The organism is Butyrivibrio hungatei NK4A153, assembly GCF_000424465.1.
Lineage (GTDB): Bacteria > Bacillota > Clostridia > Lachnospirales > Lachnospiraceae > Butyrivibrio > Butyrivibrio hungatei_A.
This window is the reverse complement of the sequence record NZ_KE384198.1, coordinates 1-25,202: the sequence shown is the minus strand read 5'-3', so window position 1 is coordinate 25,202 and position 25,202 is coordinate 1. Positions and strand designations below refer to the sequence as shown.

The following is a 25,202-nucleotide window of genomic DNA, read 5'->3' as shown; positions in this document are numbered from 1 at the left end:
TTTGGGCCATACATCTCTGGCAACACCTCTCCATAGCTTCCCGTCCCCAATCCCCTTTCCACATAATTTCACAATTCACATATTGACAAATCCCTCTCTCCGGAGTTATTGTATTATTGTACTAAGCGACTAATACAGTAATACAGCGTGCGACATTACGCTATATGCAGCTATGCACCGGCGAGTGACATTATGTCACGTATAGCGATGCAACAACACGCAGCATACCGTTACATGCGACTACATCGCAAGCACACCACTACAATGGACTGCATCACGCCACGTGTTACTTCACCACAACGTACAACCACATAGAACAATAACCGCCCACACACCGCAGCCCATAGGTTGCGGCGGGCACATATAAGATGATGCGAATCGTCGACAGAATGGAGAGAAAAGATGAGAAAAAGAAATATTATAGGGAAAACAACAAGCATAATTCTTGCGTTTACTCTTTGCATAACATCATTTACCGGTTGCGGCAAAAAGAAGATCACGGAAGAGGATTTTGCGCAGGTAAAACAGATTGATAAGAACTGCATCTTTAAGCAGGAAGATTTTCCGGGAATCCTTGGCGAAGGAGAAAAGGTGTGTGTTCTCGGCCGAAGCGAAGGCAAGGTAGTGGCTATCTGCGAAGCGGAAATCGGAGACAGAGGGTTTAAATATCTTTCTTTTAACCCTGACGGATCTGAGGTTAATTCCTGCGATTTCGGTGGCAAAAAGGAAGATTACATAACTATTGGCACTTTTGATAATGAAGGAAATGCATATCTTGTTTATAAAGAACACAAAGGTGGGGATGATTATAGCGCGTTCCTTGAAAAAATCACTCCCACAGGTGAAATAGCTTACAAGTTCGACCTTTCCGAAGAGTTTGCGGACGATCCGTTCTACTTTAGATGCCTTGAGTGGAGTGACAAATACGGACTTTTATGCGGAACAGAGGACGGCGTTAAGACCTATGATGAGCAGAATGGTCTGAAAGAGCTTGTTGATAAAAAAGTCATGAGTGGTATGGGTGGAATCTTAAATATGGTCGAACTTGCGGACAATAAGCTGTTTATAAATTATTATAATAAGCTTTACGCCCAGTCATTTGTGATAGTTGACGTAGACAGCAAGAAAGTGGAAAAGAAGCTTGGAGATTTCCAGGAGCACAGTTACTATAACTTTTTTGACGATGAAAACGGTAATCTGTATGCGGGTGATTCCTATGGGGTATATAAATGTGATACCGGGGCGGACAAGCTTGTAAAACTTCTTGATTACAGGGATTCATCAATCAATAGCGACGATATGATGTCACAGGAGGGTTTTGTTGCAGTAAATGAAAAAGAAATAATCGCTGATACTGTAGAAGGTGACAGTGGGGTAAACACTCTTGTGAAACTATCCAAAGTAAATCCTGAAGATGTTGCAGATAAGACCGTTATTACCTTATCCGGTATGTATGTGGATTGTGATATTGCGAGCCAGATCATGAAATTTAACAGATCAAGCGATAAGTATGCGATAAAGATATTGGATTACAGCGAGTTTTACGATGACTATAAACAATGTGAAAAGCAGTTTAATCTTGATATTACAGCAGGCAAAGCGGCCGATATCATCTGCTTTTCGGGAAGCGAAGCATCTGTCAGAAAATATGCCGATAAAGGAATACTTCTTGATTTAACTCCTGCTTTTGAAAACGGAGGCCCTTTGAGCGATATAGAAATCCTTCCGAACATAGCGGAGATGATGAAGTTCAATGGCAAGACCTATACATTTATGCCAACGTTCAAAATTAGTACATATGCAGTTAAATCCGAGTACGCGAAGGGAAAAAAATCTTTGACATACAAGGACTGCGACGAGCTGATAAATAGTAAAGGCGTGGATTATAAAACAGCGTTTGGTTCATATCAAAACAGAACATACGTCTGCTCATATTTCTGGATGCTCTACGGAGATGAGTTTTTTGACCTCAAGAATAAAAAGTGTAATTTCAATACGCCTGAGTTTGCAGAGTTTTTGAATTTTGCAAATAAGTTTCCCGATGATGAACCGGTTGATGTTGTAATGGAGGACGAGCTTGAGGCAGAATATGCCGGAGGAAAAGGGATTTTCTACGCCACAGATTTTAGAAATATATGGGAATATGCAAAGCTCAAGCAGTATATATTCAGAGATGATGTTGAATTGGTCGGATGTCCAAATAACCTTGGTAAAAACATGGCTGCGGTAAGCACAACTACATTTGGCGTAAACAGCAAGACGGAGCATGCGGATGTTATCTACGATCTTATCAGGGAACTTATGACTTCGGATAAAGAATCAAGTGGAGGCTTCTCTACGGTAAAGCCCAAGTTTGAAGAAGAGTTACGGGAAGCTACAGGTGAGATAAGCGATAGCAACACCAATGCGCAAACGTACGATCCTTTGAGCGGCAAAGATGTAAAATTAGAACCGCTGTCAGAGGAGGATATAAAGAAGTTCTATGATTATGCTGTTTCAATAAATACAAACGTCGGATATGATATGCAGGTTTCGGATATAATTTTAGAAGAGGCTTCAGCATTCTTTAAGGGAAAGAAAACGGCGGAACAAGTCGGAGATATCATACAGAACAGAATCAGCAATTATATTGCCGAAAACAGTTGATCTGAGAACTTGATTTAGAAGTTTAAAAAAAGTCTGCAAAATTTTTATATTTTTTTGCAGACTTTTTTGCATGCGTATCGTTATATTAAATGAAGAGAGAAAAACAGGAGAAAAGTTTGGGGAAGATCGATTCGAGAGAAAAGTTAATACAGCTCATGGACCGGTACAAGAATCTGGTCTTTTCGGTGTGCCTTAAGCTTACCGGTGACCACTTTACTGCGGAGGATATTACGCAGGAAACGTTTATTTCCGCATATCGGCATCTTGAGGATTTTGACGGATGCGATGAAAAAGCGTGGATATGCAGGATCGCGAGTAACAAATGCATCGACTACCTAAGAAGTAGCAAGATGCGCGAGGTGGCTTCGACCGACGATGAGCTTGAAGCTTCCATGGACGCCGGCAGGGACGGGCCGCTTGAAACGTATATAGCACGGGATGTGGAGAAAAGATTTTTTGACCGGTGTAATGAACTTGATGAGCCGTACAGATCTGCGGCAGTCGGGCATTTTATTCAAGGAAAGACTGCAAAAGAGATAAGTCTTGAGAAAGGGATACCTCTTAAGACGACACAGTCCCACATCTACAGAGCCCGCGAGATGCTAAAGAAAATAATCAGGAAGGAGGAACTGCTGACATGAGTCATGAATATCTGAGTGATGAAGAATTACAAAAGCTTATTTCCGATGTTGAGCTTAATGACATGGCTGAAGCGCCCGTGGATCTTCAGAAAAAAGTGCTTGATGAGATCAGTGCTTTAAGTAAGTCCGGCAACATCGCGAAAACCAAAAAACAAAAGATAATCGAATACAGATTATACAGCCTGAAAGTGGCTCTCGCCGTTGCTGCAGCAATAGCGGTAATGTTCATAGTTCCTTGCGTTTCTGCTGCAAATAGATATGTTTCTTTTATGGAAAAGATCGTTTCTCAAAGAGATATATCTTTGAAAGAAGAGCTTTTTGTGAGAAAAGAAAGCAAGAACTGCGATGAGGAGTTAAACGAAAAAGGTTTTCGTGAACATTTGATACAGAAAAAAGAAAAGATAGAAAGAAAAATAAACAACATTTTTATTGGTGATATGGAGGAAGATGATGGAATATAAGAAAAGAAACGGCTTTTTTGTTTTTTGCTTTTCGTTTATACCCGGGGCGGTAGAGATGTATATGGGATTTATGAAGAACGGAGTGTCTTTACTGGCAACGTTTGTAATGGTATGTTTGGTTTCAATGTATGATTATTCATTCATTTCGGCAGTTGCATATGGATTGTTGGTAGTAATCTGGTTTTATGCTTTTTTTCATGCTTGGAACTTGTACAGATTAAACGGGGATATACTGATGAAGTTGGAAGACAAATACATTTGGACGGAATTTGGACTTCCAAAAGAATTCACGATCAAAGAAGAAAAACTTCGCAGAGCTACGGCAATAGCGCTTATATTGATAGGAGCATGTACAATATGGGACAGTTTGTTAGAACTTCTTCGGAAAATTTTCATTCGCTATTTCTCTGAGGAATTTTGGTTTAGCTTTCGAAGTGTGATGAATAGCATACCTAGATTGGCTATTGCGGTGATATTCATTTATGCGGGAATTAAACTTATCAAAGGAAAAAAGAAAGAACTTGGAATTACGTCTGATGCAGAGCAGGAATAACCTGATTTTGAAGATGGAGATTATTCTGAGTGGGAGGTAAAAGATGGAGACAGCAAGCATGCATAGAGTTGGTACTATAACTGCAGGTATTACTCTTATAGTTTTTGGAGTCGCATTTATACTGAATGTATTTTGGAACTTTTTTGATATAACGACGATAATAAGGCTGTGGCCTATCATACTTATAGGGGTAGGTGTTGAGATACTTGTCTCGAGCTTTGAGAAGAATAAAGTGGTTTATGACAAGGCGGCCATATTGATCATGTTTTTAATGGTAGGATTTGCAATGTTTATGGCATGTTGGGATAAATGCGTGATACGGGAGCTCATGTAAATAGCAAACTTCTTTGATTTATGAGTCTTTGCTTCATGATATAATGTGGAGCAGGGACTTTTTCTTTTTTTCTAAAAAACCTGTAAAAACGCTTGAATACAAATAAAAAAATCAAGTACAAGATTTTGATAATTTTTATAATTCGTTCATATAACGTTTAACGGATGCTGATATACTAACAATATAAGAATTACATGAAAGTGAGTTTTTTTATGGCAGCAGAGCATTTTGACTATTCAAAGATCAGCTACAATAAAAACGATGATTGGGATGATGTAAGCTTGATAGATCTTGAGAATCTTCTTCAGATGAAAGGTCAGGTCAAGGAATTTCGAATTCTTATGATGAAGTATGACAGCGCATTATTGGAAGTTCGAACTAAACTTGATGTATTAAATAAGGAATTGGCTCTGAGGAATAACAGAAATCCGTTTGAAGCGATAAAGATGAGGATCAAGACACCTCTTAGCATATATAAGAAACTGATCAGCAAGGGCGTGGATTTTTCGATTGAAAATATTGATAAGTACATATCTGATGTTGCGGGAATACGAGTTGTGTGCTCGTTTGTGGACGATATCTATATGTTGGCGGACTGCCTTGCAAATCAGGATGACATCAGGGTGATCCAGAGAAAAGACTATATCGACAAGCCTAAGAAGAGTGGCTACCGTAGCCTGCATCTTATAATAGAAGTCCCGATCTTTCTTGTTCAGGAAAAAGAGTACATGAAAGTTGAGGTGCAGTTCAGGACAATAGCCATGGATTTCTGGGCAAGCCTTGAACACAAGATGAAGTATAAAAAAGACAATATCAATCAGGAAGTTATTTCCGACGATCTTAAGTTCAGCGCAGATCTGATAAATCAGCTTGATTTAAGGATGCAACAGATTCGCCGGAAGATAGACGGCGAAGAAGAATAATTTAGTAGGAGATTTTATTTATATAGCAACCCCCGTAACGCTTGTAAAATGAGCATTTACGGGGGTTGTGGCTTTTTATATGTATTTTGCGGAAAACTTTAGCGACTCTTTGCGTAAGATTCTTAGTTTTTTGCTGTCCAACGTCCGCTTGCGCCGCAGGGAAGGACAAGTCCGTTTGACTTTACGGGAAGTCCGATCTCATTGGCTTCTATGGTACCCGGATGAATCGGATCGAGTACCGTGTGCAGCATATATGACAGCACCGCAGGCTGAAGACCTGTTGTGTATGAATTTATAAGGAAGAAAAGAGGTTTATCCGACAGAAGCTTCGATGTCAGCTCGATAAACGGAAATACCGAGTCTTCAATCTTCCATATCTCACCCTTGGGGCCTCTTCCGTAGGAAGGCGGATCCATGATTATTCCGTCGTACTTGTTTCCTCGTCTGATCTCGCGCTCGACAAATTTTACACAGTCGTCTACGAGATATCTTATAGGTGCATCTGCAAGGCCTGAAGATGCAGCATTTTCTTTTGCCCAAGCTACCATACCCTTGGCTGCGTCTACGTGTGTAACCTTAGCACCGGCCTTAGCGGCAGAAACAGTGGCTCCGCCTGTGTAGGCAAAAAGGTTTAAGACTTTGATCTCACGATTCGCTTCCTTTATTAATGAAGAGAACCAGTCCCAGTTTGCAGCCTGCTCGGGGAAAAGCCCTGTGTGCTTGAAACTGAAGGGCTTCAGATTAAAAGTAAGTTCCTTATAATTAATAGTCCATTCTTCGGGAAGATTTCTGAATTCCCATTCGCCACCGCCTTTGTTGCTGCGGTGGTAGTGGCCGTTCCATTTCTTCCAGCCGAAATGTTTTTTGTCCGTTTTCCATATTACCTGAGGGTCGGGTCTTACCAGCATGTAGTCGCCCCAGCGTTCAAGCTTTTCACCTGAAGAGGTATCAATTACCTCATAATCTTTCCATCCGTTTGCAATCCACATATTTTTTTCCTTCTGACTAAAATTTTCATTGCCTATTATAATATAAAGAAGCTTCTATATGATACAGAAATCGAGAGATAGGAAATGATGTTAAAAAACATCAAGAAAGACTGGCTAAAAACACCTATTTTTGCATAAAAGTGATTAATTTATAAAAAGTGGTTGCATATACTTTTAAAATGTTTTACAATCATAAACGCTGTGACATGATAGCTATGAAGCGTGAGGTTGCTGCTTTCATCCAGTTAAGCAGGTTTTCCGTGGAGCGAATGTCTAGAGACCACTGATGTGGTCAAACAAACTGACGACAAGTCACTGTACAGACAATTAAGTCTGCCGACTAACCCAAGGCAGAAACGACGTGTAGGGATTCTATGGCCTTAATTTGTGTTAAGTCGTAGGACACACACGGGAGAGTGTACAGTCACCGCTTGTCGTACTTGTATATAAAAGTGCGAAAAGGAGGCGACTTTTTTTATGGCAAATCAGGTAATGAGAATTACACTTAAGGCTTATGATCACCAGCTTGTTGATGCATCAGCCAAGAAGATTATCGAGACAGTCAAGAAGAACGGATCTCAGGTAAGCGGACCGGTACCCCTTCCTACTAAGAAGGAAGTTGTTACTATCTTAAGAGCGGTTCACAAATACAAAGATTCCAGAGAACAGTTCGAGCAGAGAACACACAAGAGACTTATCGATATCATCACACCTACATCAAAGACAGTTGAGGCTCTTCAGAGACTCGAGATGCCTGCAGGTGTAAATATCAATATCAAGATGAAGTGATACAAGGTGTCATAAGACATAGAGCAATCCGTATCAATTTATCAAATATAAAACAGGTAACTATTCACACCTCTACTAGTATGATGCAAGGCGCATGATGCCGTGATAACTGGAGAATTACCAAAACGTTGCAGGTAATTAAACGACATTGCGAACGTAGTACGCATCCGCTGTAGATGTAATAAGGAGGTAGAAACATGAAGAAGGCTATTTTAGCTACTAAAGTCGGAATGACTCAGATCTTCAAAGAGGACGGATCACTTATTCCTGTAACAGTTCTTCAGGCAGGACCTTGTGTAGTAACACAGATCAAGACTGTTGAGAACGACGGATACAGTGCCGTACAGGTTGGCTTTGTTGACAAGAAGGAAAAAATCGTTAACAAGGACAAAAACGGAAACAAGACAATTATTCATCGCCATGGAGCAACAAAGGCTGAGCAGGGACATTTCAAGAAGGCAGGAGTTTCTTGCAAGAGATATGTAAGAGAATTCAAGCTTGAGAATGCTTCTGAGTATGCACTTGGTGCAGAGATCAAGGCTGACGTTTTCGCTGAAGGCGACAAGATTGACGCAACAGCTATTTCAAAGGGAAAAGGATTCCAGGGCGCTATTAAGAAGAATGGTCAGCATAGAGGACCTATGGCTCACGGTTCCAAGTTCCACCGTCATCAGGGTTCTAATGGTTCAAGTTCAGATCCCAGCCGTGTATTTAAAGGTAAGGGAATGCCCGGACACATGGGTAGTGTTAAGGTAACAGTTCAGAATCTCGAGGTTGTAAGAGTAGATGCAGACAAGAATCTTATTCTTGTAAAGGGCGCTATTCCGGGACCTAAGAAGGGACTTGTTACAATCAAGGAAACCGTTAAGGTTATCGGTTAATAGAACGCGAAAGGAGGACCAAACAGATGGCAAACGTATCTGTTTATAATATGGAAGGCAAAGAAGTTGGTAAGCTTGATTTAAGCGATGCTATCTTCGGTGTTGAAATAAACGAACATCTCGTACACATGGCAGTTCTTCAGCAGCTTGCTGACAAACGTCAGGGTACACAGAAAGCTAAGACACGTTCTGAAGTTTCAGGAGGCGGAAGAAAGCCTTGGAGACAGAAGGGAACAGGTCATGCAAGACAGGGTTCTATCAGAGCTCCTCAGTGGAAGGGCGGCGGAGTTGTATTTGCTCCCGTTCCGAGAGATTACTCTTTCAAGATGAACAAGAAAGAGAAGAGAGCTGCTCTTAAGTCTGCACTTACAGACAAGGCTCAGAGTAACAACCTCATCGTTGTTGACGAGCTCAAGTTTGATGAAATCAAGACTAAGAAGTTCGCAGAGGTTATGAACAACCTCAAGGCTACACGTAAGGCTCTTGTTGTTCTTGCAGACAATGATAAGAACGTTGTTCTTTCAGCAAGAAATCTTGCAGAAGCAAGCACAACACTTACAAACACACTTAACGTGTATGATATCGTAAACGCTAAGACACTCGTTCTTACAAAGGACGCAGTTACAAAGATAGAGGAGGTGTATTGCTAATGGCAGCATTACAGTATTATGACGTAATCCTTAAGCCTGTTCTTACAGAGAAGAGCATGGCCGGCATGGGCGAGAAAAAGTACACTTTCCTTGTTAATCCTGAAGCTAACAAGACACAGATCAAGGAAGCTGTAGAGAAAATGTTTGAAGGAGCTAAGGTTGCTAAGGTTAACACTCTTAATGCCAACGGCAGAAAGAAGAGACGTGGAATGACAATCGGCTTCACAGCTAAGACTAAGAAAGCAATCGTTCAGCTTACAGAAGACAGCAAAGATATTGAGATTTTCCAGGGACTTTGAGCAGAACACTTAGCGAGGTAGTTCCGAGCTTAGTGTGAGCCATGCGAATTCACTTAACGAGGTTCTTTCGAGTTTAGTGAAGTTTGCATTACCACTAAAAATATACGTGCTGAATCCAATAAAAAGTCCGGGATTCAAGTGTTTTTTACACTAGTCACGTGATAAACAAAAAAGGAGAAATAATCATGGGAATTAAGAAGTACGGCCCATATACCCCATCCAGAAGAAACATGACTGGATCAGATTTCTCAGAGATCACAAAGAAGACTCCCGAGAAGTCACTCGTTGTTTCTAAGAACAGCAAGGCTGGTCGTAACAACCAGGGTAAGATCACAGTAAGACATCGCGGATGCGGCGGCAGAGTTAAGTACAGAATCGTAGACTTCAGAAGAAATAAGGACGATATGCCTGCAAAGGTTATCGGAATTGAGTATGATCCTAACAGATCAGCAAATATCGCACTTATCCAGTACGAGGATGGCACAAAGGCTTACATCCTTGCACCTAATGGATTGACAGACGGTATGACAGTTATGAACGGTGCTAACGCAGAAATCCGTGTTGGTAACTGCCTCCCTCTTTCAGCTATTCCTGTCGGTGAAAACGTACACAACATTGAGCTTTATCCCGGAAAGGGCGGCCAGATGGTTCGTTCAGCCGGAAACGCTGCACAGCTCATGGCTAAGGAAGGAAAGTATGCAACACTTCGTCTTCCTTCAGGCGAGATGAGAATGGTTCCCATTGAGTGCAGAGCTACAATCGGTGTTGTAGGAAATGGCGATCACAACCTTATTAACTATGGTAAAGCCGGAAGAATTCGTCACATGGGTATCCGCCCTACAGTTCGTGGTTCTGTTATGAACCCCAACGACCATCCTCACGGTGGTGGTGAAGGTAGAGCACCTATTGGACGTTCAGGCCCTTGCACACCTTGGGGTAAGCCTGCTCTTGGTTATAAGACACGTAAAGCTAAGAAGGCTTCTAACAAGCTGATCGTAAGAAGAAGAAACGGTAAGGCCATCAAATAAGGAGGAATAAAATGTCTAGATCACTTAAAAAGGGACCTTTTGCAGACGCAAGCCTGCTCAAGAAGATAGATGCTATGAACGCTGAGGGCCAGAAGCAGATAGTTAAAACTTGGTCACGTCGTTCTACAATTTTCCCGTCTTTTGTTGGACACACAATCGCTGTTCATGACGGAAGAAAGCATATTCCTGTATATGTTACTGAAGATATGGTTGGACACAAGCTTGGTGAGTTTGTTCCCACAAGAACATTCAGAGGACATGCTGGAAGTTCTCCCGTTGAGAGAAAGAGCAGCGTTCACTAAGAAGTGCCAATGAAAGGAGGTCAAATCCATGGAAATGGAAATCAAGCATAGATCTAAAATTAAAAGAGAAAGAAATCGTGACAATAAAGAAACAAGACCTTTTGCAAAGTTATCTTACGCAAGAATACCTGTTCAGAAGGCATGCTTTGTCATGGATGCTATCAGAGGTAAGGATGTTGAGTCAGCACTCGCAATCCTTCAGTATAATCCCAGATATGCTTCAAGCGTAATCTACAAGCTCCTTAGCAGCGCAGTAGCAAACGCTGAGAACAACAAGGGAATGAACAGAGCAAATCTTTTCGTTGCTGAATGTACTGCAAGCAATGGCCCTATCATGAAGAGAATTCAGCCTAGAGCACAGGGCAGAGCATACAGAATCAACAAGAGAATGAGTCATCTGACTGTTATTTTGGACGAGAGATAATTGAAAGGAGAAGCGAAGAATGGGACAGAAAGTTAATCCTCATGGACTCAGAGTCGGTGTTATCGCTGATTGGGATTCCAAGTGGTACGCTGAATCTGGCGATTTCGCCAATAATCTTGTAGAAGATTACAATATCAGAAAATTTCTGAAGAAGAAGTTATATGCAGCTGGTGTTTCTAAGATCGAGATCGAGAGAGCATCAGATAGAGTAAAAGTTATCGTTTACACAGCTAAGCCCGGTGTTGTTATCGGTAAGGGTGGTGCTGAGATCGAGGTAACTAAGAAGGAACTTTCAAAGCTTACAGATAAGAAGGTTCTTGTTGATATCAAAGAGATCAAGAAGCCCGATAAGGATGCACAGCTTGTTGCAGAGAACATTGCTCAGCAGCTTGAGAACCGTGTATCATTCAGAAGAGCTATGAAGTCTTGCATGAGCAGAACAATGAAGACAGATGCTCTTGGTATCAAGGCTTGCTGCTCAGGCCGTCTTGGCGGAGCAGATATCGCTCGTTCAGAGTTCTACAGCGAGGGAACTATTCCTCTTCAGACACTCAGAGCAGATATTGATTATGGATTTGCAGAAGCAGATACAACCTACGGTAAGGTTGGTGTTAAGGTATGGATCTACAAGGGTGAAGTACTTCCGACCAAAGCAGGTGAGAATTCAGATAAGGAAGGGAGCGATAAATAATGTTAATGCCGAAGAGAGTTAAGCACCGCAAGCAGTTCCGCGGTTCAATGGCTCATAAAATTACTCGTGGTACAAAGATCACTTACGGTGAATTTGGAATTGTTGCGCTTGAGCCTTGCTGGATCAATTCAAACCAGATTGAGGCAGCCCGTGTTGCTATGACACGTTTCATCAAGCGTGGTGGTCAGGTTTGGATTAAGATTTTCCCTGACAAGCCTATCACATTAAAGCCTCTCGGAACTCGTATGGGATCCGGTAAGGGTGCTGTTGATAGATGGGTAGCTGTTGTTAAGCCCGGTCGTGTAATGTTCGAAATCGGTGGAGTTGCCGAGGCCGACGCAAGAGAAGCTCTTCGTCTTGCAACACATAAGCTTCCTTGCAAGTGCAAGATCGTTTCAAAGGCTGATTTGGAAGGCGGTGTATCTAATGAAAACTAATAAGTATGTAGACGAGCTGAAAGCTAAGACTGCTGATGAACTTCAGACTGAGCTTGTATCAGCTAAAAAGGAACTTTTCAATTTAAAATTCCAGAACGCTACAAACCAGCTGGATAATACAGCAAGAATTAAAGAAGTAAGAAGAAATATTGCAAGAATCCAGACTGTAATCACACAGAATGCTAAGGCTGCTAACTAAGCCTTTTGCTTGGTTTAAAAAGGAGAAATGATCGTGGAAAGAAATTTAAGAAAAACGCGTGTTGGAAAAGTAACAAGCGATAAGATGGACAAGACCATCACAGTTTCCATTGAGGACCATGTGAAGCATCCTCTTTACAAGAAGATCGTGAAGAGAACATATAAGCTTAAGGCTCATGACGAGAATAATGAGTGCCGTATTGGTGACACAGTTAAAGTCATGGAGACAAAGCCTATCTCCAAGGATAAGAGATGGAGACTTGTATCCATTATTGAACGTGCAAAGTAATACAAAAAAAGGAGAAATATCATGATTCAGCAGGAAAGTAGACTTAGAGTCGCTGATAACACTGGTGCAAAAGAGCTTCTTACAATCCGTGTTATGGGTGGATCTACAAGAAGATATGCGAGAATCGGCGACACAATCGTTGCATCTGTAAAAGAAGCAACACCCGGTGGAGTTGTAAAGAAGGGTGATGTTGTTAAGGCTGTTGTCGTTCGTACTGTAAAAGAGACACGTCGTAAGGACGGTTCCTACATCAGATTTGATGAAAACGCTGCTGTTGTTATCAATGAAGATGGTACGCCTAAGGGAACACGTATTTTTGGACCCGTAGCCAGAGAGCTTCGTGAGAAAAAGTTCATGAAGATTCTTTCTCTTGCTCCGGAAGTATTATAAGGAGGCGCCCAGATGTCAACAAGTAAGATTAAGAAGGGCGATATGGTTAAGGTTATCGCCGGAAGAGAAATCGACAAGGAAGGAAAAGTCCTTTCTGTTGATACAAAGAACGGAAAGGTTGTTGTAGAGGGTCTCAACAAGGTAACTAAGCATGAGAAGCCTTCTGCTAAGAACCCCAATGGCGGAATTGTAGAGAGCGAAGCAGCTCTTGATATCTCCAACGTTATGTATCTTCACAAAGGAAAACCTACCAGAATCGGATTCAAGGTGGAGAAGGACGAGAATGGTAAGGTTGTAAAGAAGAACCGCATCGCAAAAAAGACCGGTGAGGTTATCGACTAATTAAGGAAGGAGGTATTTAACGTTGAGTAGATATAAGGATTTATACAAAAACGAGATCGTTGATGCTATGACAAAGAAGTTCGGTTACAAGAACGTAATGCAGGTGCCTAAGCTTGACAAGATCGTTATCAATATGGCAGTTGGTGAAGCTAAGGAAAACGCTAAGCTTCTCGAGAACGCTGCAAATGATATGGCTATTATTTCTGGTCAGAAGCCTGTTTACACAAAGGCTAAGAAGTCAATCGCTAACTTCAAATTGAGAGAGGGTATGCCTATCGGATGTAAGGTTACACTTCGTGGCGACAAGATGTACGATTTCCTTGATCGTCTTGTAAACCTCGCACTTCCTCGTGTACGTGACTTTAGAGGAATCAACCCTAACTCATTCGACGGAAGAGGAAACTATGCACTTGGTATCAAGGAGCAGCTTATCTTCCCTGAAATCGAGTATGATAAGATTGACAAGACAAGAGGTATGGATATCATTTTCACAACAACAGCTAAGACAGATGAAGAGGCTCGTGAGCTTCTCACACTGTTCAATATGCCTTTTGCAAAGTAATAATAGGAGGGAAATGCACACATGGCTAAATTATCCATGAAGTTGAAACAGCAGATGAAGCCCAAGTTCTCTACACGTGAGTACAATCGTTGTAAGATCTGTGGTCGTCCTCATGCTTATCTTAGAAAGTACGGAATCTGCAGAATTTGCTTCCGTGAGCTTGCATACAAGGGCGAAATTCCGGGAGTACGTAAAGCATCTTGGTAATTCTGTAGAATTCCCCCTTTTGGGGGATGTAATATAAGCGGTTCAGGATGGAAACCGCATATTTACAAAGTTATTATTCTTCGTATAATTAAAAAATAGAGAAACACATAAGCGCGCATTGCGGCTTCGTGTCTCTGCTCAATTCGGGGAGTAGTAAGGCGAAGCAAAAATAATTAAGGAGGCAATTTAAAATGGCAATGAACGATCCTATTGCAGATATGCTTACAAGAATTCGTAACGCAAACGCTGCAAAGCATGACACAGTTGACGTTCCTTCTTCAAAGATGAAGCTTGCAATTGCAAACATTCTTCTTGACGAAGGTTATATTAAGAAGCTTGATGTTGTTGAGGACGGAGCTTTTAAGAATCTTCACATCACTCTTAAGTATGGCGCTGATAGAAATGACAAGGTAATTACAGGTCTTAAGAGAATCTCAAAGCCCGGTCTTCGTGTATACGCAGGCAAGGACGAGCTTCCCAGAGTATTGGGCGGACTTGGTATCGCAATCATTTCAACAAACCAGGGAGTTGTAACTGACAAAAAAGCAAGAGAGCTGCAGGTTGGTGGCGAAGTTCTTGCATTCATTTGGTAAATTGGAGGTACGGGCATGTCACGAATTGGAAAAATGCCAATCGCAGTTCCTGCTGGAGTAACAGTAGAAGTTGCAGAAAATAATAAGGTGACTGTTAAGGGACCTAAGGGAACCCTTACAAGAGTTTTCCCTGCTGAGATTTCTTTCTCACAGGCAGATGGTCAGATCGAAGTTAAGAGACCTGACGATCAGAAGAAGACAAGAGCATTACACGGTCTTTCAAGAAGCCTTCTTAACAACATGGTAGTTGGTGTTACAGATGGTTTCGAGAAGAAGCTCGAGGTTAACGGTGTAGGTTACAGAGCTGCTAAGAATGGCAAGACACTCTCTCTTACACTTGGTTATTCTCACCCCGTAGAACTTGCTGATCCTGAAGGAGTAGAGACAGTAGTTGAGGGACAGATAATCACTGTTAAGGGAATCGACAAAGAGGCTGTTGGCCAGCACGCTGCAATCATCAGAGAGAAGAGAGCTCCTGAACCTTATAAGGGCAAGGGAATCAAGTATGTTGATGAAGTTATCAAGCGTAAGGTTGGTAAGACAGGTAAGAAGTAATAAGATAAGGAGAGTGCAAAATGGTTAGTAAAGAATCAAGACAGAAAATTCGTGCTAAGAAGCATATGAAGATTCGTAATCGTTTCAGCGGTACAGCTGAGAGACCACGTTTAGCAGTATTTAGAAGCAATAGTCATGTATATGCACAGGTTATTGATGATGTAGCCGGCAAGACAATTGTATCTGCTTCTACTCTTGAAAAAGACATCAAGGCAGAACTCAAGAATACAGACGATATTGAAGCTGCTACAAAAGTTGGTGATATTGTAGCAAAGAGAGCATTGGAAAAGGGCATCAAGGCTGTTGTATTTGACAGAGGTGGTTATATCTACCACGGAAAAGTTAAAGCTCTTGCTGATGCTGCCAGAGAAGCTGGCCTTGAATTCTAAGAAGGGAGAAAACACAAATGAAGCGTACAATAGTTGATGCAAGTCAGCTCGAATTGACAGATAAAGTTGTTACCATCAAGCGCGTTACTAAGGTCGTTAAGGGTGGACGTAACATGAAGTTCACAGCACTTGTAGTAGTTGGTGATAAGAACGGACACGTTGGCGTAGGTCTTGGTAAGTCTACTGAAATCCCGGATGCAATCCGTAAGGGTAAGGAAGATGCTACTAAGAACCTCATTACTGTTCCTCTTGATGAGAACAACAGTATTACACACGATTTCGTAGGTAAGTTCGGCTCTGCTGAAGTATTACTTAAGAGATCACCTGAAGGTACCGGTATCATCGCAGGAGGTCCTGCTCGTTTGGTATGTGAGTATGCAGGTATCAGAAACATCAGAACAAAGTCACTTGGTTCAAACAACAAGCAGAACGTTGTTTATGCAACAATCAGCGGTCTTGCTCAGTTGAAGACACCTGAAGAAGTTGCTGCTAAGCGCGGTAAGTCCGTTGCTGAAGTAACAGCTTAAGGTTTAGTAAATAAGGAGTATAAATCAATGGCAAACGAGAAAAAGCTTAAGATCACATTGGTTAAGTCCACTATCGGTGCTATTCCTAAGCAGGTGGCAACAGTAAAATCAATGGGATTTAAGAAACTTAACAGCTCTGTTGAACTTCCTGATAATTCCGCAACAAGAGGACAGATTCAGCAGATCAGACACCTTGTAAAGGTAGAAGAGATCTAATCTCAAAAGCAAAAGTAAATGGTATCCGGAGCTGCAGTATGTATGCGCGAGTGATAAGCAGCGATGCTTATTGCGTGTAGCGGTATAAGCTCCGGAGTTAAATAAAGGAGGATTATCATGGAATTATCAAACTTAAGACCTGCTGAAGGTTCTGTACAGAGCGATAATTTTAGAAGAGGCCGTGGTCATGCTTCAGGAAACGGCAAGACCGCAGGTAAGGGACACAAGGGTCAGAAGGCTCGTTCAGGTGCTCCCAGACTTGGCTTCGAAGGTGGACAGATGCCACTTTTCAGAAGACTTCCTAAGAGAGGCTTCAAGAATATCAATCATAAAAACATCGTAGGAATTAACGTAAGCGCTCTTGAAGTATTTGATAACGGAGCAGTTGTAGATGTTCAGGCACTCAAGGATCAGGGAATCATCAAGAAAGAGCTTGATGGTGTAAAGATTCTTGGAAACGGAGAATTTACCAAGAAGCTTACGGTTAAAGCAAATGCGTTCAGCGCAGCAGCAAAAGAGAAAATCGAGGCACTTGGTGGAACAACAGAGGTGATCTAATGTTTAAGTCCCTAATGAATGCATTAAAAGTCAAAGAAATCAGATTGAAACTTCTCTTTACTCTTGCAATGCTTGCTGTTATCAGATTTGGAACAACAATTCCGGTTCCCGGAATCGATGTCCAGCGTTTTAAGAGCTGGTTTGAAGGTTTAAAGAGCGGAAATGATGCTTTTGGCTTTGTGGATCGATTTACTGGTGGATCGTTTGAGCATGCTTCAATCCTGGCTCTCAACATCACACCTTACATCACATCTTCCATTATTGTTCAGCTTCTTACTATTGCTATTCCCAAATTTGAGGAGTGGCAGAAGGACGGAGAGGACGGAAGAAAGAAACTTACAGCAATGACAAGATACATTACTGTAGTTTTGGCACTTATCGAGTCCATTGCAATGGCTGTTAATTTCTACAAAGGCGATTCCCTTGCAGATAAATCAATCTTCTTGGCAATTCAGGTTGTAGTTGCATTTACAGCAGGTAGTGCATTCCTCATGTGGATTGGTGAACGAATCACGGAAAACGGTGTTGGGAATGGTATTTCTATAGTTCTGACGATCAACATTCTTTCAAGAATTCCGTCAGATCTTCATTCGCTTTTCGAGCGTTTTGTGAGTGGGAAGCCTATTGCAAGGGGAGTAGTATCAGCTGTAATAATTATAGCGGTTATTATTGCATTGGTAGTACTGATCGTAGTTCTTAACGGCGCAGAGCGCAGAATCCCTGTTCAGTATGCAAAGAAGATTCAGGGTAGAAGAACTTATGGTGGAAATCGTTCGGAGATTCCGCTTAAGGTCAGCACAGCGGGCGTTATGCCTATCATTTTTGCAATGTCATTGTTCCAGTTCCCCAGCGTTATAACTTATTTCACAGGTTATAAGGGACCGGGCGTTTGGGCAACGATATTGGAATATTTAAGACAGGACAATTGGTTTGATCCAAACCATTGGGAGTATTCCATTGGTCTTGTAGTATACATATTATTGCTTATCTTCTTCGCGTATTTCTATACATCAATTACCTTCAATCCTATTGAGATTGCAGATAATATGAAGAAGCAGGGCGGTTTCATACCGGGAATCAGACCCGGAAAGCCTACAAGCGATTATCTTACAAGCATTTTGAACTATATCATCTTTATCGGAGCATGCGGACTTATTCTTATTGCAATAATTCCTTACTTCTTCAGTGGTATGTTCAAGGCAAGTGTTTCATTCGGTGGTACTAGCCTTATCATCGTGGTAAGTGTTATACTTGAAACTATAAAACAGATTGAGTCACAGATGCTTGTACGTAATTACAAGGGATTTTTGGAAGACTGATTAAAAAATTAATGAAAGAGGTACAGGGACCTACTCTCGCAGTGGGCCCTGCAACCTCTTGTTTCTACTTTATGGAAGGGATTAGAGTATGAAGATTATTATGTTGGGTGCACCCGGTGCGGGAAAAGGCACACAGGCTCAGATGATCGCGGAAAAGTTCAACATTCCGCATATCTCAACAGGAGATATTTTCAGAGCCAACATCAAGAACGGAACAGAACTTGGTAAGAAAGCCAAGGAATTCATGGATAAGGGACAGCTTGTTCCCGATGAGCTTACAGTTGAGCTTCTTCTTGACAGAGTAGCAAATGATGACTGCAAGAACGGATACGTACTTGATGGTTTTCCTCGCACAATTCCCCAGGCTGATGTTCTTGATTCAGAACTTACAAAGCTTGGTGATAAGGTTGATTACGCTATCAATGTTGACGTTCCCGATGAGAATATCGTTCGCAGAATGTCAGGCAGAAGAGCTTGTCTGAAGTGTGGCGCAACCTATCATATTGAACATATTAAACCACAGAAAGACGGAATCTGTGATAAGTGCGGTAGCGAGCTTGTTCAGAGAGATGATGACAAGCCTGAGACAGTTCAGAACAGACTTAAGGTTTATCATGAGCAGACTCAGCCGCTTATTGATTACTATGAGAAAAAGAGTATTTTGAAGACTGTAGACGGAACAAAGGATATGCAGGAAGTCTTCAGTGATATTGTTAGCATATTGAATGCATAATCTGGTGTGTTAAAATGGCTATAAGTATCAAAACAGATGAAGAAATCAATCTTATGCGACAGTCAGGGCATCTATTGGCAAAGGTTCATGAAGAACTGCATGCTGCTCTCAGACCCGGTATATCAACTCTTGAGCTTGATGAGATTGGTGAGAGAACTATCCGTGCTCTGGGCGGGATTCCGAATTGCAAAGATTACGAAGGATTTCCTGCTTCTGTGTGCATTTCGGTGAACAATGAAGTAGTTCACGGAATACCTAGCAGTGAGCGAATCCTGCAGGAAGGAGACATTGTTTCTTTCGACACAGGACTCATATATAAAGGTTTTCATTCTGATGCGGCGAGAACATGGGGCGTCGGTAAGATAAGCGATGAAGCGCAGAAACTTATCGATGTCACCAGAGAAAGCTTTTTTGAAGGAATTAAGAAAGCTAAAGCGGGAAACAGACTTCACGATATTTCCGCTGCTATCGATAAATATATCAGACCACACGGTTACGGCATTGTAAGGGAACTTACAGGTCACGGGATCGGAACAAGTTTACATGAAGATCCCATGGTGCCTAACTTCAGGAAACTGACAAGAGGTGTGAAACTTCAAAAAGGTATGACCATATGCGTCGAGCCCATGATAACAATGGGAAGCCGCAAGATAGGCTGGCTTGAGGATGACTGGACTGTTGTCACACTTGACGGGTCACTTGCAGCACATTATGAGAATACAATAGCCATCACGGATGGTGAACCGGAGATATTAACTTTAATATAGTTGTAAATTAAGAGGAGATGTAGATGTCAAAGGCTGATGTAATTGAAATTGAAGGAAAGGTAATTGAGAAGCTTCCCAATACAATGTTCCAGGTTGAACTTGAAAACGGACACGTTGTGTTGGCACATATAAGCGGTAAGCTTCGCCAGAACTTTATCAGAATTTTACCCGGTGATAAGGTAACACTTGAGTTATCACCATATGATCTTACAAAAGGAAGAATTATTTGGAGAGACAAGTAATATAATAATCTAATAACGGTACGTGTGTGAGGGATTTATGATACAAAAAATTCTGGATAGGCATTTCGATAGTATTTCGTTCATACATTATAACAAGAATAAGATAGCGGAGGATAATATCCGAAACACTGCTGACACTGTGATGTTTTTATCCGGTGTTAGCGCGTTCCTGCTATTTCTTATTTTACTGTTTTCGGGAAGTTATTATTTTTGTTTTTTTCTAATTGCAATATTGTTTGTTCTTGTTGGAATACATTTAGTACAGAAAGTTTTTCTTAGTAATATATCTGAGAGCTTCAAATTATCTAGAATGTATTCCTTCTTTTTTTATGGAGTGATGATTCTTGCTTACTCCTATGCTGATATTATTATGAACATGACATCAAGGTGTATTGTGTTCCCTTGTGCCATTATCGTGATAACTGCGGTATATATGGATACTTTTTTGGCCACTACGGTGTACAAGATCGTACTTACCATCATATATTGCATAATGGATTCTATGATCCGTCCCCATTATGGTGTAAAAAGAGATCTGTTTGTTGCGGGCGTTGCCATCATCGCGTCGCTGTTCAGCTATTTTGAGATAGTCGATCTAGCGATAAATAAAGGTGAAGACAGACGTATCCTCGAAAGAAAGAGTACTACAGATCTTCTTACGGGTATTTACAACAAGCTTTCTTTTGAAGAGAAATGTAATGAATACCTTAAGAAAAGAAAACCCGGTGCAAGATGCATTCTGTTTATCTTTGACCTTGATAATTTCAAGGAAGTAAATGATACATACGGCCATCAGACGGGTGATAACGTGCTTAAGAAGTTCTCTGAGATACTTCAGAGCTATTTCCATCCCTATGACATTATGGGAAGGATTGGCGGCGATGAATTTATGGTACTCGTGATGGGCGAGATGCCGGAAGGATTTGCGGAAAAGAGATGCAGAAGTATTCTTCACGAGTTTAAGACTGCACGTATCAATCAGGTATCAGGTCTTACATGCAGTATCGGTATTGTCAGTGACAACGACTGCGCAAGCTTCAGTGAGCTTTATAAGAAGGCGGATGAAGCTCTTTATGAGGCAAAAGAGAGCGGAAAAGCCACATTTAATCTTCATGAGGAAGAAAAAGAAAGAAATTCAAAATTGTCGTAACAATCTTATGAAAAACCCTTATGAAAAAGCTGAAAAAACTGCTTGATTATTGACTTTGGATATGTTATGATATCAAATGGTCTTTTTAGGTAGAGGGGTTATTATGCCCTTCTTTAAGCATTATCTGTTTACCATGCAGGAAAGGAGTAACAATGAAAGTAAGGTCTTCTGTTAAGCCTATGTGCGAAAAGTGCAAGGTTATTAAGAGAAAGGGCGTTATCAGAGTTATCTGTGACAACCCTAAGCACAAACAGAGACAGGGATAATCCGAGCCGTTTAGGTGGATTACTTTTTGATACCAATGTGTATTGGAAAGATCGGATCATTCTTTGTCCGGTTGGGCTGTGAATCATGGCCCCAATCAAACAAGTAATATTATTTATAAGTTATGGAGGAATAAAAAATGGCTCGTATTGCAGGTGTAGATTTACCTAGAGATAAGCGAGTAGAGATCGGTTTGACATACATCTACGGAATTGGTAGAACAAGCTCAAACAAGATTCTTGAAGCAGCAAAAGTAAGTCCGGACACACGTGTTCGTGATCTTACAGACGAAGAAGTAAAGAAAATTGCCGAGATTATCGGTAACGACTACGATGTAGAAGGTGACCTCAGAAGAGAAATCGCTATGAACATCAAGAGACTCACAGAGATCGGATGTTTCAGAGGCATGCGTCATAGAAGAGGACTTCCTTGCCGTGGTCAGAGAACTAAGACAAATGCAAGAACTAGAAAAGGACCTAAGAGAACAATCGCTAACAAGAAGAAATAATTTTTCTTGATGTCTGAGCATGGCAGATCAGTGATGTAACATTATAACCAGTAATTATTAGGAAGAAAGTAGGTTAGTTTAAAATGGCAAATCAGAAATCAACTGCAGCTAAAAAGTCAGCTGCAAAGAAACGTGTCAAGAAAAACGTTGAACACGGACAGGCGCACATCCAGTCATCTTTCAATAACACTATCGTTACTTTGACAGATGCAGCAGGAAACGCTCTTAGCTGGGCAAGTGCCGGCGGTCTCGGATTTAAAGGTTCAAGGAAATCTACTCCTTATGCTGCACAGGTAGCTGCAGAGACAGCAACAAAGGCTGCACTTATTCACGGCCTTAAGACTGTTGATGTATTCGTTAAGGGACCAGGATCAGGAAGAGAAGCTGCTATCAGAGCTCTTGCTGCAAGTGGACTCACAGTTACATCTATCACAGATGTAACACCTGTACCGCACAACGGATGCAGACCTCCCAAGCGTCGTAGAGTATAATCGATTTTATATCGCGTTACTCTCATTGCAGAATACATGTGCAAATATATATGTATTTAACGCGTTGGATGAAGGTGCATGACACTGTAAACAACATCAGATAACAGAATGTTGTCTGAGTAAAAGAAAGGAGCCTAAAATGGCAGTAAACAGAGTTCCCGTATTAAAAAGATGCAGATCACTTGATCTGGATCCTACATTTCTTGGATATGACAAAAAGTCTAAGAGAACATCAGCTAACGCTGGTAAGAAAATGAGTGAGTATGGACTTCAGCTCCGCGAGAAGCAGAAGGCTAAATTCATATATGGCGTCCTTGAGAAGCCTTTTAGAAATTACTACGACAGAGCAGACAGAATGAAGGGTCAGACAGGTTCCAACCTTATGACTATTCTTGAGACAAGACTTGATAACGTTATCTTCAGAATGGGCTTTGCAAGAACAAGAAGAGAAGCTAGACAGGTTGTTCTTCACAAGTTCATCACTGTAAATGGTAAGGTAATCAACATTCCTTCATACCTCATTAAGGCCGGTGATGTCATCGAAGTTAAAGAGGCAGCTAAGAACATTCAGAGATTTAAGGATATTTCAGAAATCACTGCAAGCAGACTTGTTCCTGAGTGGCTTGACGTTAACAAGGAAGGACTTAAGGGTACAATAAAGGAACTTCCTTCAAGAGAAGTAATCGACGTTCCTGTTGATGAGATGCTTATCGTCGAGTTGTATTCTAAGTAATCTATTAAATAGAAACTTGTTAACTAGTCACATAAGGAGGGTATATCAGTGTTTGATTTTGAAAGACCAAATATTGAAGTTGCTGAAATCTCAGATGATAAGAAATATGGTAAATTCGTAGTAGAGCCTCTTGAAAGAGGTTACGGTATTACACTGGGCAATTCCCTTCGTAGGATTATGCTCTCATCATTACCTGGTGCAGCAGTAAGTCAGGTCAAGATTGAAGGCGTGCTGCATGAATTCAGTTCTATTCCCGGAGTAAAGGAAGACGTAACTGAGATCATTATGAATATCAAGAATCTTTCTATAAAGAATTCCTCTGATACTAACGAACCTAAGACAGCTTATATCGAGTTCAACGGCGAAGGAGTAGTAAGAGCATCAGATATTCAGGTGGACCAGGATATTGAGATCATGAATCCTGATCAGGTTATCGCTACACTTTCCGGAAAGGATGCTAAGCTCTACATGGAGCTCACCATCACAAAGGGAAGAGGTTATGTAAGCTCTGACAAGAATAAGACAGGCGATCTTCCAATCGGAGTTATCGCAATCGATTCTATCTACACACCTGTAGAGAGAGTAAATATAACCATCGAGAACACTCGTGTAGGTCAGGTAACTGATTTCGATAAGCTTACATTAGATGTTCACACTGATGGAACACTTGCTCCCGACGAGGCTGTAAGCCTTGCAGCAAAGGTACTCAGTGAGCATTTGAGCCTCTTCATCGACCTTTCTGAGAATGCTAAGACAGCAGAAGTTATGATCGAGAAGGAAGACGATGAGAAGGGCAAAGTTCTCGAAATGTCAATTGATGAGCTTGAACTTTCAGTTCGTTCATTCAACTGCCTTAAGAGAGCAGGCATCAATACCGTTCAGGAGCTTGCAAGCAAGACTTCTGATGATATGATGAAGGTTCGTAATCTTGGACGTAAGTCACTTGAGGAGGTCCTTGCTAAGCTTGATGAGCTTGGACTTTCACTTAAGTCAGATGGCGAACAGTAATATCACTAACTATTAATTATGAATGTCCGCGGAAGGTAAATCCGATGCGTACTGAAGCGGATTCTCATAGGATCAAAAAACTGCATTGTGAGAGTAAGACCGATGCGCATCTTATGATGTACCTACAGCGGAGGGAACTCCGCAAATGAGAAAGGATGTAAAATAACATGGCAATGTACAGAAAGCTTGGAAAAGCAACAAAGCCCAGAAGAGCACTTCTTCGTAACCAGGTAACAGCACTTCTTTACAATGGAAAGATTGTTACTACTGAGGCAAGAGCTAAGGAAATCAAGAAGATCGTAGAGCCTATGATCACTCTTGCTGCTAAGGAAAAGGACAATTTTGAGACTGTTTCCGTTGAAGTTAAGATTCCTGAGAAGGATAAGGACGGAAAGAGAGTAAAGGAAGTTGTTGACGGTAAGAAGGTTACTAAGTTCACAACTGTTACTAAGGAAATCAAGAAGGATCTTCCTACACGTATGCATGCAAGAAGACAGCTTCTTAAGACTCTTTACCCTGTAGTTGATGTTCCTCAGGAGAACAAGGGAAGAAAGAAGAACACTAAGGAAGTTGACCTTGTAGCAAAGCTTTTCGATGAGTACGGACCTAAGTACGCAGATCGTAAGGGTGGTTACACAAGAATCATCAAGATCGGTCAGAGAAAAGGCGATGCAGCTATGATGGTTGTTCTTGAGCTTGTTTAATAGCTTTTGATTATTTAAACCATAAATATAGAGGTTTCAGAGCGAATGCTCTGAAACCTCTTTTTAAGTTTGCGCGCCATGGGCGCGCTCTAACGGGTGCAAGTCCCAAACACGCCCAGATAGTGGGAAGTGTATAGCCGAACAGCAAGGGTGTCCATCGTGAGGTGGAATCTGAAGGAAGCTGTAAGCAAATCTCTGGTCCGACGGACAGGAATCACATATAAGGCTAGGCTACGAGAGATAAGTTGGCTTAAAGCAACAAAGTCTAATAACTATCACTTTTGTAGTAGCAGAGTAAATGTGGCGGATATATGGAGAGAAAGAGCGCGCGCCTTAAGCGTGGAGGTCTCACAGGGGTTTCATTAGCCTAGTAACAACGAACTGTGAGAAGTCAGCCGAACCCATAGTA

General features: G+C 41.4%; 39 protein-coding genes. 38 read left to right on the top strand and 1 reads right to left on the bottom strand.

Going from position 1 to position 25,202, the window contains the following annotated elements:
* The first annotated feature begins 402 nt into the window (after positions 1-402).
* The 6 genes from G628_RS0114890 to G628_RS0114865 all read left to right on the top strand — a co-directional run bounded on the left by G628_RS0114890 (position 403) and on the right by G628_RS0114865 (position 5,558).
* Positions 403-2,646 carry an extracellular solute-binding protein gene (locus G628_RS0114890; protein ID WP_027209464.1) on the top strand — a complete coding sequence of 748 codons (2,244 nt, stop codon included), beginning with the start codon at positions 403-405 and terminating at the stop codon, positions 2,644-2,646.
* Between the two features lie 116 nt (positions 2,647-2,762).
* Positions 2,763-3,287, top strand: coding sequence for an RNA polymerase sigma factor (locus G628_RS0114885; RefSeq protein ID WP_051199239.1), 525 nt, complete (start codon positions 2,763-2,765; stop codon positions 3,285-3,287).
* Positions 3,284-3,748, top strand: a complete 465-nt coding sequence (locus G628_RS0114880) for a hypothetical protein (protein ID WP_027209463.1) — start codon at positions 3,284-3,286, stop codon at positions 3,746-3,748. Before G628_RS0114885 ends, G628_RS0114880 begins: the two co-directional genes overlap by 4 nt.
* Complete coding sequence (locus tag G628_RS0114875; protein WP_026655630.1) at positions 3,738-4,301, top strand: hypothetical protein; 564 nt, start codon at positions 3,738-3,740, stop codon at positions 4,299-4,301. Before G628_RS0114880 ends, G628_RS0114875 begins: the two co-directional genes overlap by 11 nt.
* Before the next feature lie 43 nt (positions 4,302-4,344).
* Positions 4,345-4,635: a LiaF transmembrane domain-containing protein gene (locus G628_RS17640; RefSeq protein ID WP_051199238.1), complete on the top strand. Its 291-nt coding sequence runs from the start codon at positions 4,345-4,347 to the stop codon at positions 4,633-4,635.
* A 194-nt stretch (positions 4,636-4,829) separates the two neighbouring features.
* On the top strand, positions 4,830-5,558 hold the full coding sequence (locus G628_RS0114865; RefSeq protein ID WP_242827242.1) for a GTP pyrophosphokinase: 729 nt from the start codon (positions 4,830-4,832) through the stop codon (positions 5,556-5,558).
* A 122-nt stretch (positions 5,559-5,680) separates the two neighbouring features.
* Here G628_RS0114865 and G628_RS0114860 read toward each other — a convergent pair whose 3' ends face one another.
* Positions 5,681-6,547: a class I SAM-dependent methyltransferase gene (locus G628_RS0114860; RefSeq protein WP_026655627.1), complete on the bottom strand. Its 867-nt coding sequence runs from the start codon at positions 6,545-6,547 to the stop codon at positions 5,681-5,683.
* A gap of 477 nt (positions 6,548-7,024) precedes the next feature.
* On the opposite strand from G628_RS0114860, the gene rpsJ reads away from it, so the two are divergent.
* From rpsJ to G628_RS0114700, 32 genes are all read left to right on the top strand, one after another.
* Positions 7,025-7,336, top strand: a complete 312-nt coding sequence (gene rpsJ, locus G628_RS0114855) for a 30S ribosomal protein S10 (protein ID WP_013279995.1) — start codon at positions 7,025-7,027, stop codon at positions 7,334-7,336.
* 197 nt (positions 7,337-7,533) lie between these two features.
* Positions 7,534-8,217 carry a 50S ribosomal protein L3 gene (gene rplC, locus G628_RS0114850; protein WP_026515616.1) on the top strand — a complete coding sequence of 228 codons (684 nt, stop codon included), beginning with the start codon at positions 7,534-7,536 and terminating at the stop codon, positions 8,215-8,217.
* Between the two features lie 26 nt (positions 8,218-8,243).
* Entirely contained in the window at positions 8,244-8,867 is a 624-nt protein-coding gene (rplD, locus tag G628_RS0114845) for a 50S ribosomal protein L4 (RefSeq protein WP_026655626.1), read from the top strand.
* A complete protein-coding gene (gene rplW / locus G628_RS0114840) occupies positions 8,867-9,166 on the top strand; it encodes a 50S ribosomal protein L23 (protein WP_026515614.1) in 300 nt (99 codons plus the stop codon). The genes rplD and rplW overlap by 1 nt, the downstream gene beginning before the upstream one ends.
* Positions 9,167-9,351: 185 nt before the next feature.
* Positions 9,352-10,194 carry a 50S ribosomal protein L2 gene (rplB, locus tag G628_RS0114835; protein ID WP_026655625.1) on the top strand — a complete coding sequence of 281 codons (843 nt, stop codon included), beginning with the start codon at positions 9,352-9,354 and terminating at the stop codon, positions 10,192-10,194.
* Positions 10,195-10,205: 11 nt separating this feature from the next.
* A complete protein-coding gene (rpsS, locus tag G628_RS0114830) occupies positions 10,206-10,496 on the top strand; it encodes a 30S ribosomal protein S19 (RefSeq protein WP_026515612.1) in 291 nt (96 codons plus the stop codon).
* Positions 10,497-10,524: 28 nt separating this feature from the next.
* A complete protein-coding gene (rplV, locus tag G628_RS17635) occupies positions 10,525-10,920 on the top strand; it encodes a 50S ribosomal protein L22 (RefSeq protein ID WP_420314844.1) in 396 nt (131 codons plus the stop codon).
* Positions 10,921-10,939: 19 nt separating this feature from the next.
* Complete coding sequence (gene rpsC / locus G628_RS0114820) at positions 10,940-11,611, top strand: 30S ribosomal protein S3 (protein ID WP_022778093.1); 672 nt, start codon at positions 10,940-10,942, stop codon at positions 11,609-11,611.
* On the top strand, positions 11,611-12,048 hold the full coding sequence (gene rplP, locus G628_RS0114815; RefSeq protein WP_026655623.1) for a 50S ribosomal protein L16: 438 nt from the start codon (positions 11,611-11,613) through the stop codon (positions 12,046-12,048). Before rpsC ends, rplP begins: the two co-directional genes overlap by 1 nt.
* Entirely contained in the window at positions 12,038-12,247 is a 210-nt protein-coding gene (gene rpmC / locus G628_RS0114810) for a 50S ribosomal protein L29 (RefSeq protein WP_026515609.1), read from the top strand. The genes rplP and rpmC overlap by 11 nt, the downstream gene beginning before the upstream one ends.
* Before the next feature lie 33 nt (positions 12,248-12,280).
* Entirely contained in the window at positions 12,281-12,535 is a 255-nt protein-coding gene (gene rpsQ / locus G628_RS0114805) for a 30S ribosomal protein S17 (RefSeq protein ID WP_013280005.1), read from the top strand.
* Positions 12,536-12,556: 21 nt separating this feature from the next.
* Positions 12,557-12,925 carry a 50S ribosomal protein L14 gene (gene rplN / locus G628_RS0114800; RefSeq protein ID WP_022764361.1) on the top strand — a complete coding sequence of 123 codons (369 nt, stop codon included), beginning with the start codon at positions 12,557-12,559 and terminating at the stop codon, positions 12,923-12,925.
* A gap of 12 nt (positions 12,926-12,937) precedes the next feature.
* Positions 12,938-13,267, top strand: a complete 330-nt coding sequence (rplX, locus tag G628_RS0114795; RefSeq protein WP_026655622.1) for a 50S ribosomal protein L24 — start codon at positions 12,938-12,940, stop codon at positions 13,265-13,267.
* A 22-nt stretch (positions 13,268-13,289) separates the two neighbouring features.
* Complete coding sequence (rplE, locus tag G628_RS0114790; protein WP_026515607.1) at positions 13,290-13,829, top strand: 50S ribosomal protein L5; 540 nt, start codon at positions 13,290-13,292, stop codon at positions 13,827-13,829.
* Positions 13,830-13,850: 21 nt separating this feature from the next.
* On the top strand, positions 13,851-14,036 hold the full coding sequence (locus G628_RS0114785; protein ID WP_026515606.1) for a type Z 30S ribosomal protein S14: 186 nt from the start codon (positions 13,851-13,853) through the stop codon (positions 14,034-14,036).
* 191 nt (positions 14,037-14,227) lie between these two features.
* On the top strand, positions 14,228-14,629 hold the full coding sequence (rpsH, locus tag G628_RS0114780; protein ID WP_026655621.1) for a 30S ribosomal protein S8: 402 nt from the start codon (positions 14,228-14,230) through the stop codon (positions 14,627-14,629).
* Between the two features lie 15 nt (positions 14,630-14,644).
* Positions 14,645-15,184, top strand: a complete 540-nt coding sequence (gene rplF / locus G628_RS0114775; protein ID WP_026655620.1) for a 50S ribosomal protein L6 — start codon at positions 14,645-14,647, stop codon at positions 15,182-15,184.
* A gap of 20 nt (positions 15,185-15,204) precedes the next feature.
* On the top strand, positions 15,205-15,573 hold the full coding sequence (gene rplR / locus G628_RS0114770) for a 50S ribosomal protein L18 (RefSeq protein ID WP_026515603.1): 369 nt from the start codon (positions 15,205-15,207) through the stop codon (positions 15,571-15,573).
* A 17-nt stretch (positions 15,574-15,590) separates the two neighbouring features.
* The gene (gene rpsE, locus G628_RS0114765) at positions 15,591-16,100 is read left to right on the top strand and encodes a 30S ribosomal protein S5 (RefSeq protein WP_026655618.1); all 510 of its coding nucleotides are present in this window, start codon (positions 15,591-15,593) and stop codon (positions 16,098-16,100) included.
* Between the two features lie 27 nt (positions 16,101-16,127).
* Positions 16,128-16,316, top strand: a complete 189-nt coding sequence (gene rpmD, locus G628_RS0114760; RefSeq protein WP_026655617.1) for a 50S ribosomal protein L30 — start codon at positions 16,128-16,130, stop codon at positions 16,314-16,316.
* 117 nt (positions 16,317-16,433) lie between these two features.
* Positions 16,434-16,874 (top strand): 50S ribosomal protein L15, encoded by a 441-nt coding sequence (gene rplO / locus G628_RS0114755; RefSeq protein WP_026655616.1) that lies wholly within the window; start codon positions 16,434-16,436, stop codon positions 16,872-16,874.
* Positions 16,874-18,193 (top strand): preprotein translocase subunit SecY, encoded by a 1,320-nt coding sequence (gene secY / locus G628_RS0114750; RefSeq protein WP_026655615.1) that lies wholly within the window; start codon positions 16,874-16,876, stop codon positions 18,191-18,193. The genes rplO and secY overlap by 1 nt, the downstream gene beginning before the upstream one ends.
* 88 nt (positions 18,194-18,281) lie before the next feature.
* The gene (locus tag G628_RS0114745) at positions 18,282-18,926 is read left to right on the top strand and encodes an adenylate kinase (protein WP_026655614.1); all 645 of its coding nucleotides are present in this window, start codon (positions 18,282-18,284) and stop codon (positions 18,924-18,926) included.
* Between the two features lie 14 nt (positions 18,927-18,940).
* Positions 18,941-19,693 (top strand): type I methionyl aminopeptidase, encoded by a 753-nt coding sequence (gene map / locus G628_RS0114740; RefSeq protein ID WP_026655612.1) that lies wholly within the window; start codon positions 18,941-18,943, stop codon positions 19,691-19,693.
* A gap of 23 nt (positions 19,694-19,716) precedes the next feature.
* Positions 19,717-19,935 (top strand): translation initiation factor IF-1, encoded by a 219-nt coding sequence (infA, locus tag G628_RS0114735; protein ID WP_013280019.1) that lies wholly within the window; start codon positions 19,717-19,719, stop codon positions 19,933-19,935.
* 370 nt (positions 19,936-20,305) lie between these two features.
* On the top strand, positions 20,306-21,085 hold the full coding sequence (locus G628_RS18330; RefSeq protein ID WP_185750418.1) for a GGDEF domain-containing protein: 780 nt from the start codon (positions 20,306-20,308) through the stop codon (positions 21,083-21,085).
* Positions 21,086-21,237: 152 nt separating this feature from the next.
* On the top strand, positions 21,238-21,351 hold the full coding sequence (gene rpmJ / locus G628_RS0114725; RefSeq protein ID WP_013280022.1) for a 50S ribosomal protein L36: 114 nt from the start codon (positions 21,238-21,240) through the stop codon (positions 21,349-21,351).
* Positions 21,352-21,488: 137 nt separating this feature from the next.
* The gene (gene rpsM / locus G628_RS0114720; protein WP_026655610.1) at positions 21,489-21,857 is read left to right on the top strand and encodes a 30S ribosomal protein S13; all 369 of its coding nucleotides are present in this window, start codon (positions 21,489-21,491) and stop codon (positions 21,855-21,857) included.
* Positions 21,858-21,940: 83 nt separating this feature from the next.
* Positions 21,941-22,348, top strand: coding sequence for a 30S ribosomal protein S11 (gene rpsK, locus G628_RS0114715; protein WP_026655609.1), 408 nt, complete (start codon positions 21,941-21,943; stop codon positions 22,346-22,348).
* Positions 22,349-22,487: 139 nt separating this feature from the next.
* On the top strand, positions 22,488-23,081 hold the full coding sequence (gene rpsD / locus G628_RS0114710) for a 30S ribosomal protein S4 (protein WP_026655608.1): 594 nt from the start codon (positions 22,488-22,490) through the stop codon (positions 23,079-23,081).
* A 48-nt stretch (positions 23,082-23,129) separates the two neighbouring features.
* Positions 23,130-24,089 carry a DNA-directed RNA polymerase subunit alpha gene (locus G628_RS0114705; protein ID WP_026655607.1) on the top strand — a complete coding sequence of 320 codons (960 nt, stop codon included), beginning with the start codon at positions 23,130-23,132 and terminating at the stop codon, positions 24,087-24,089.
* Positions 24,090-24,256: 167 nt separating this feature from the next.
* Positions 24,257-24,793 carry a bL17 family ribosomal protein gene (locus G628_RS0114700; protein WP_026655605.1) on the top strand — a complete coding sequence of 179 codons (537 nt, stop codon included), beginning with the start codon at positions 24,257-24,259 and terminating at the stop codon, positions 24,791-24,793.
* Positions 24,794-25,202 lie beyond the last annotated feature (409 nt).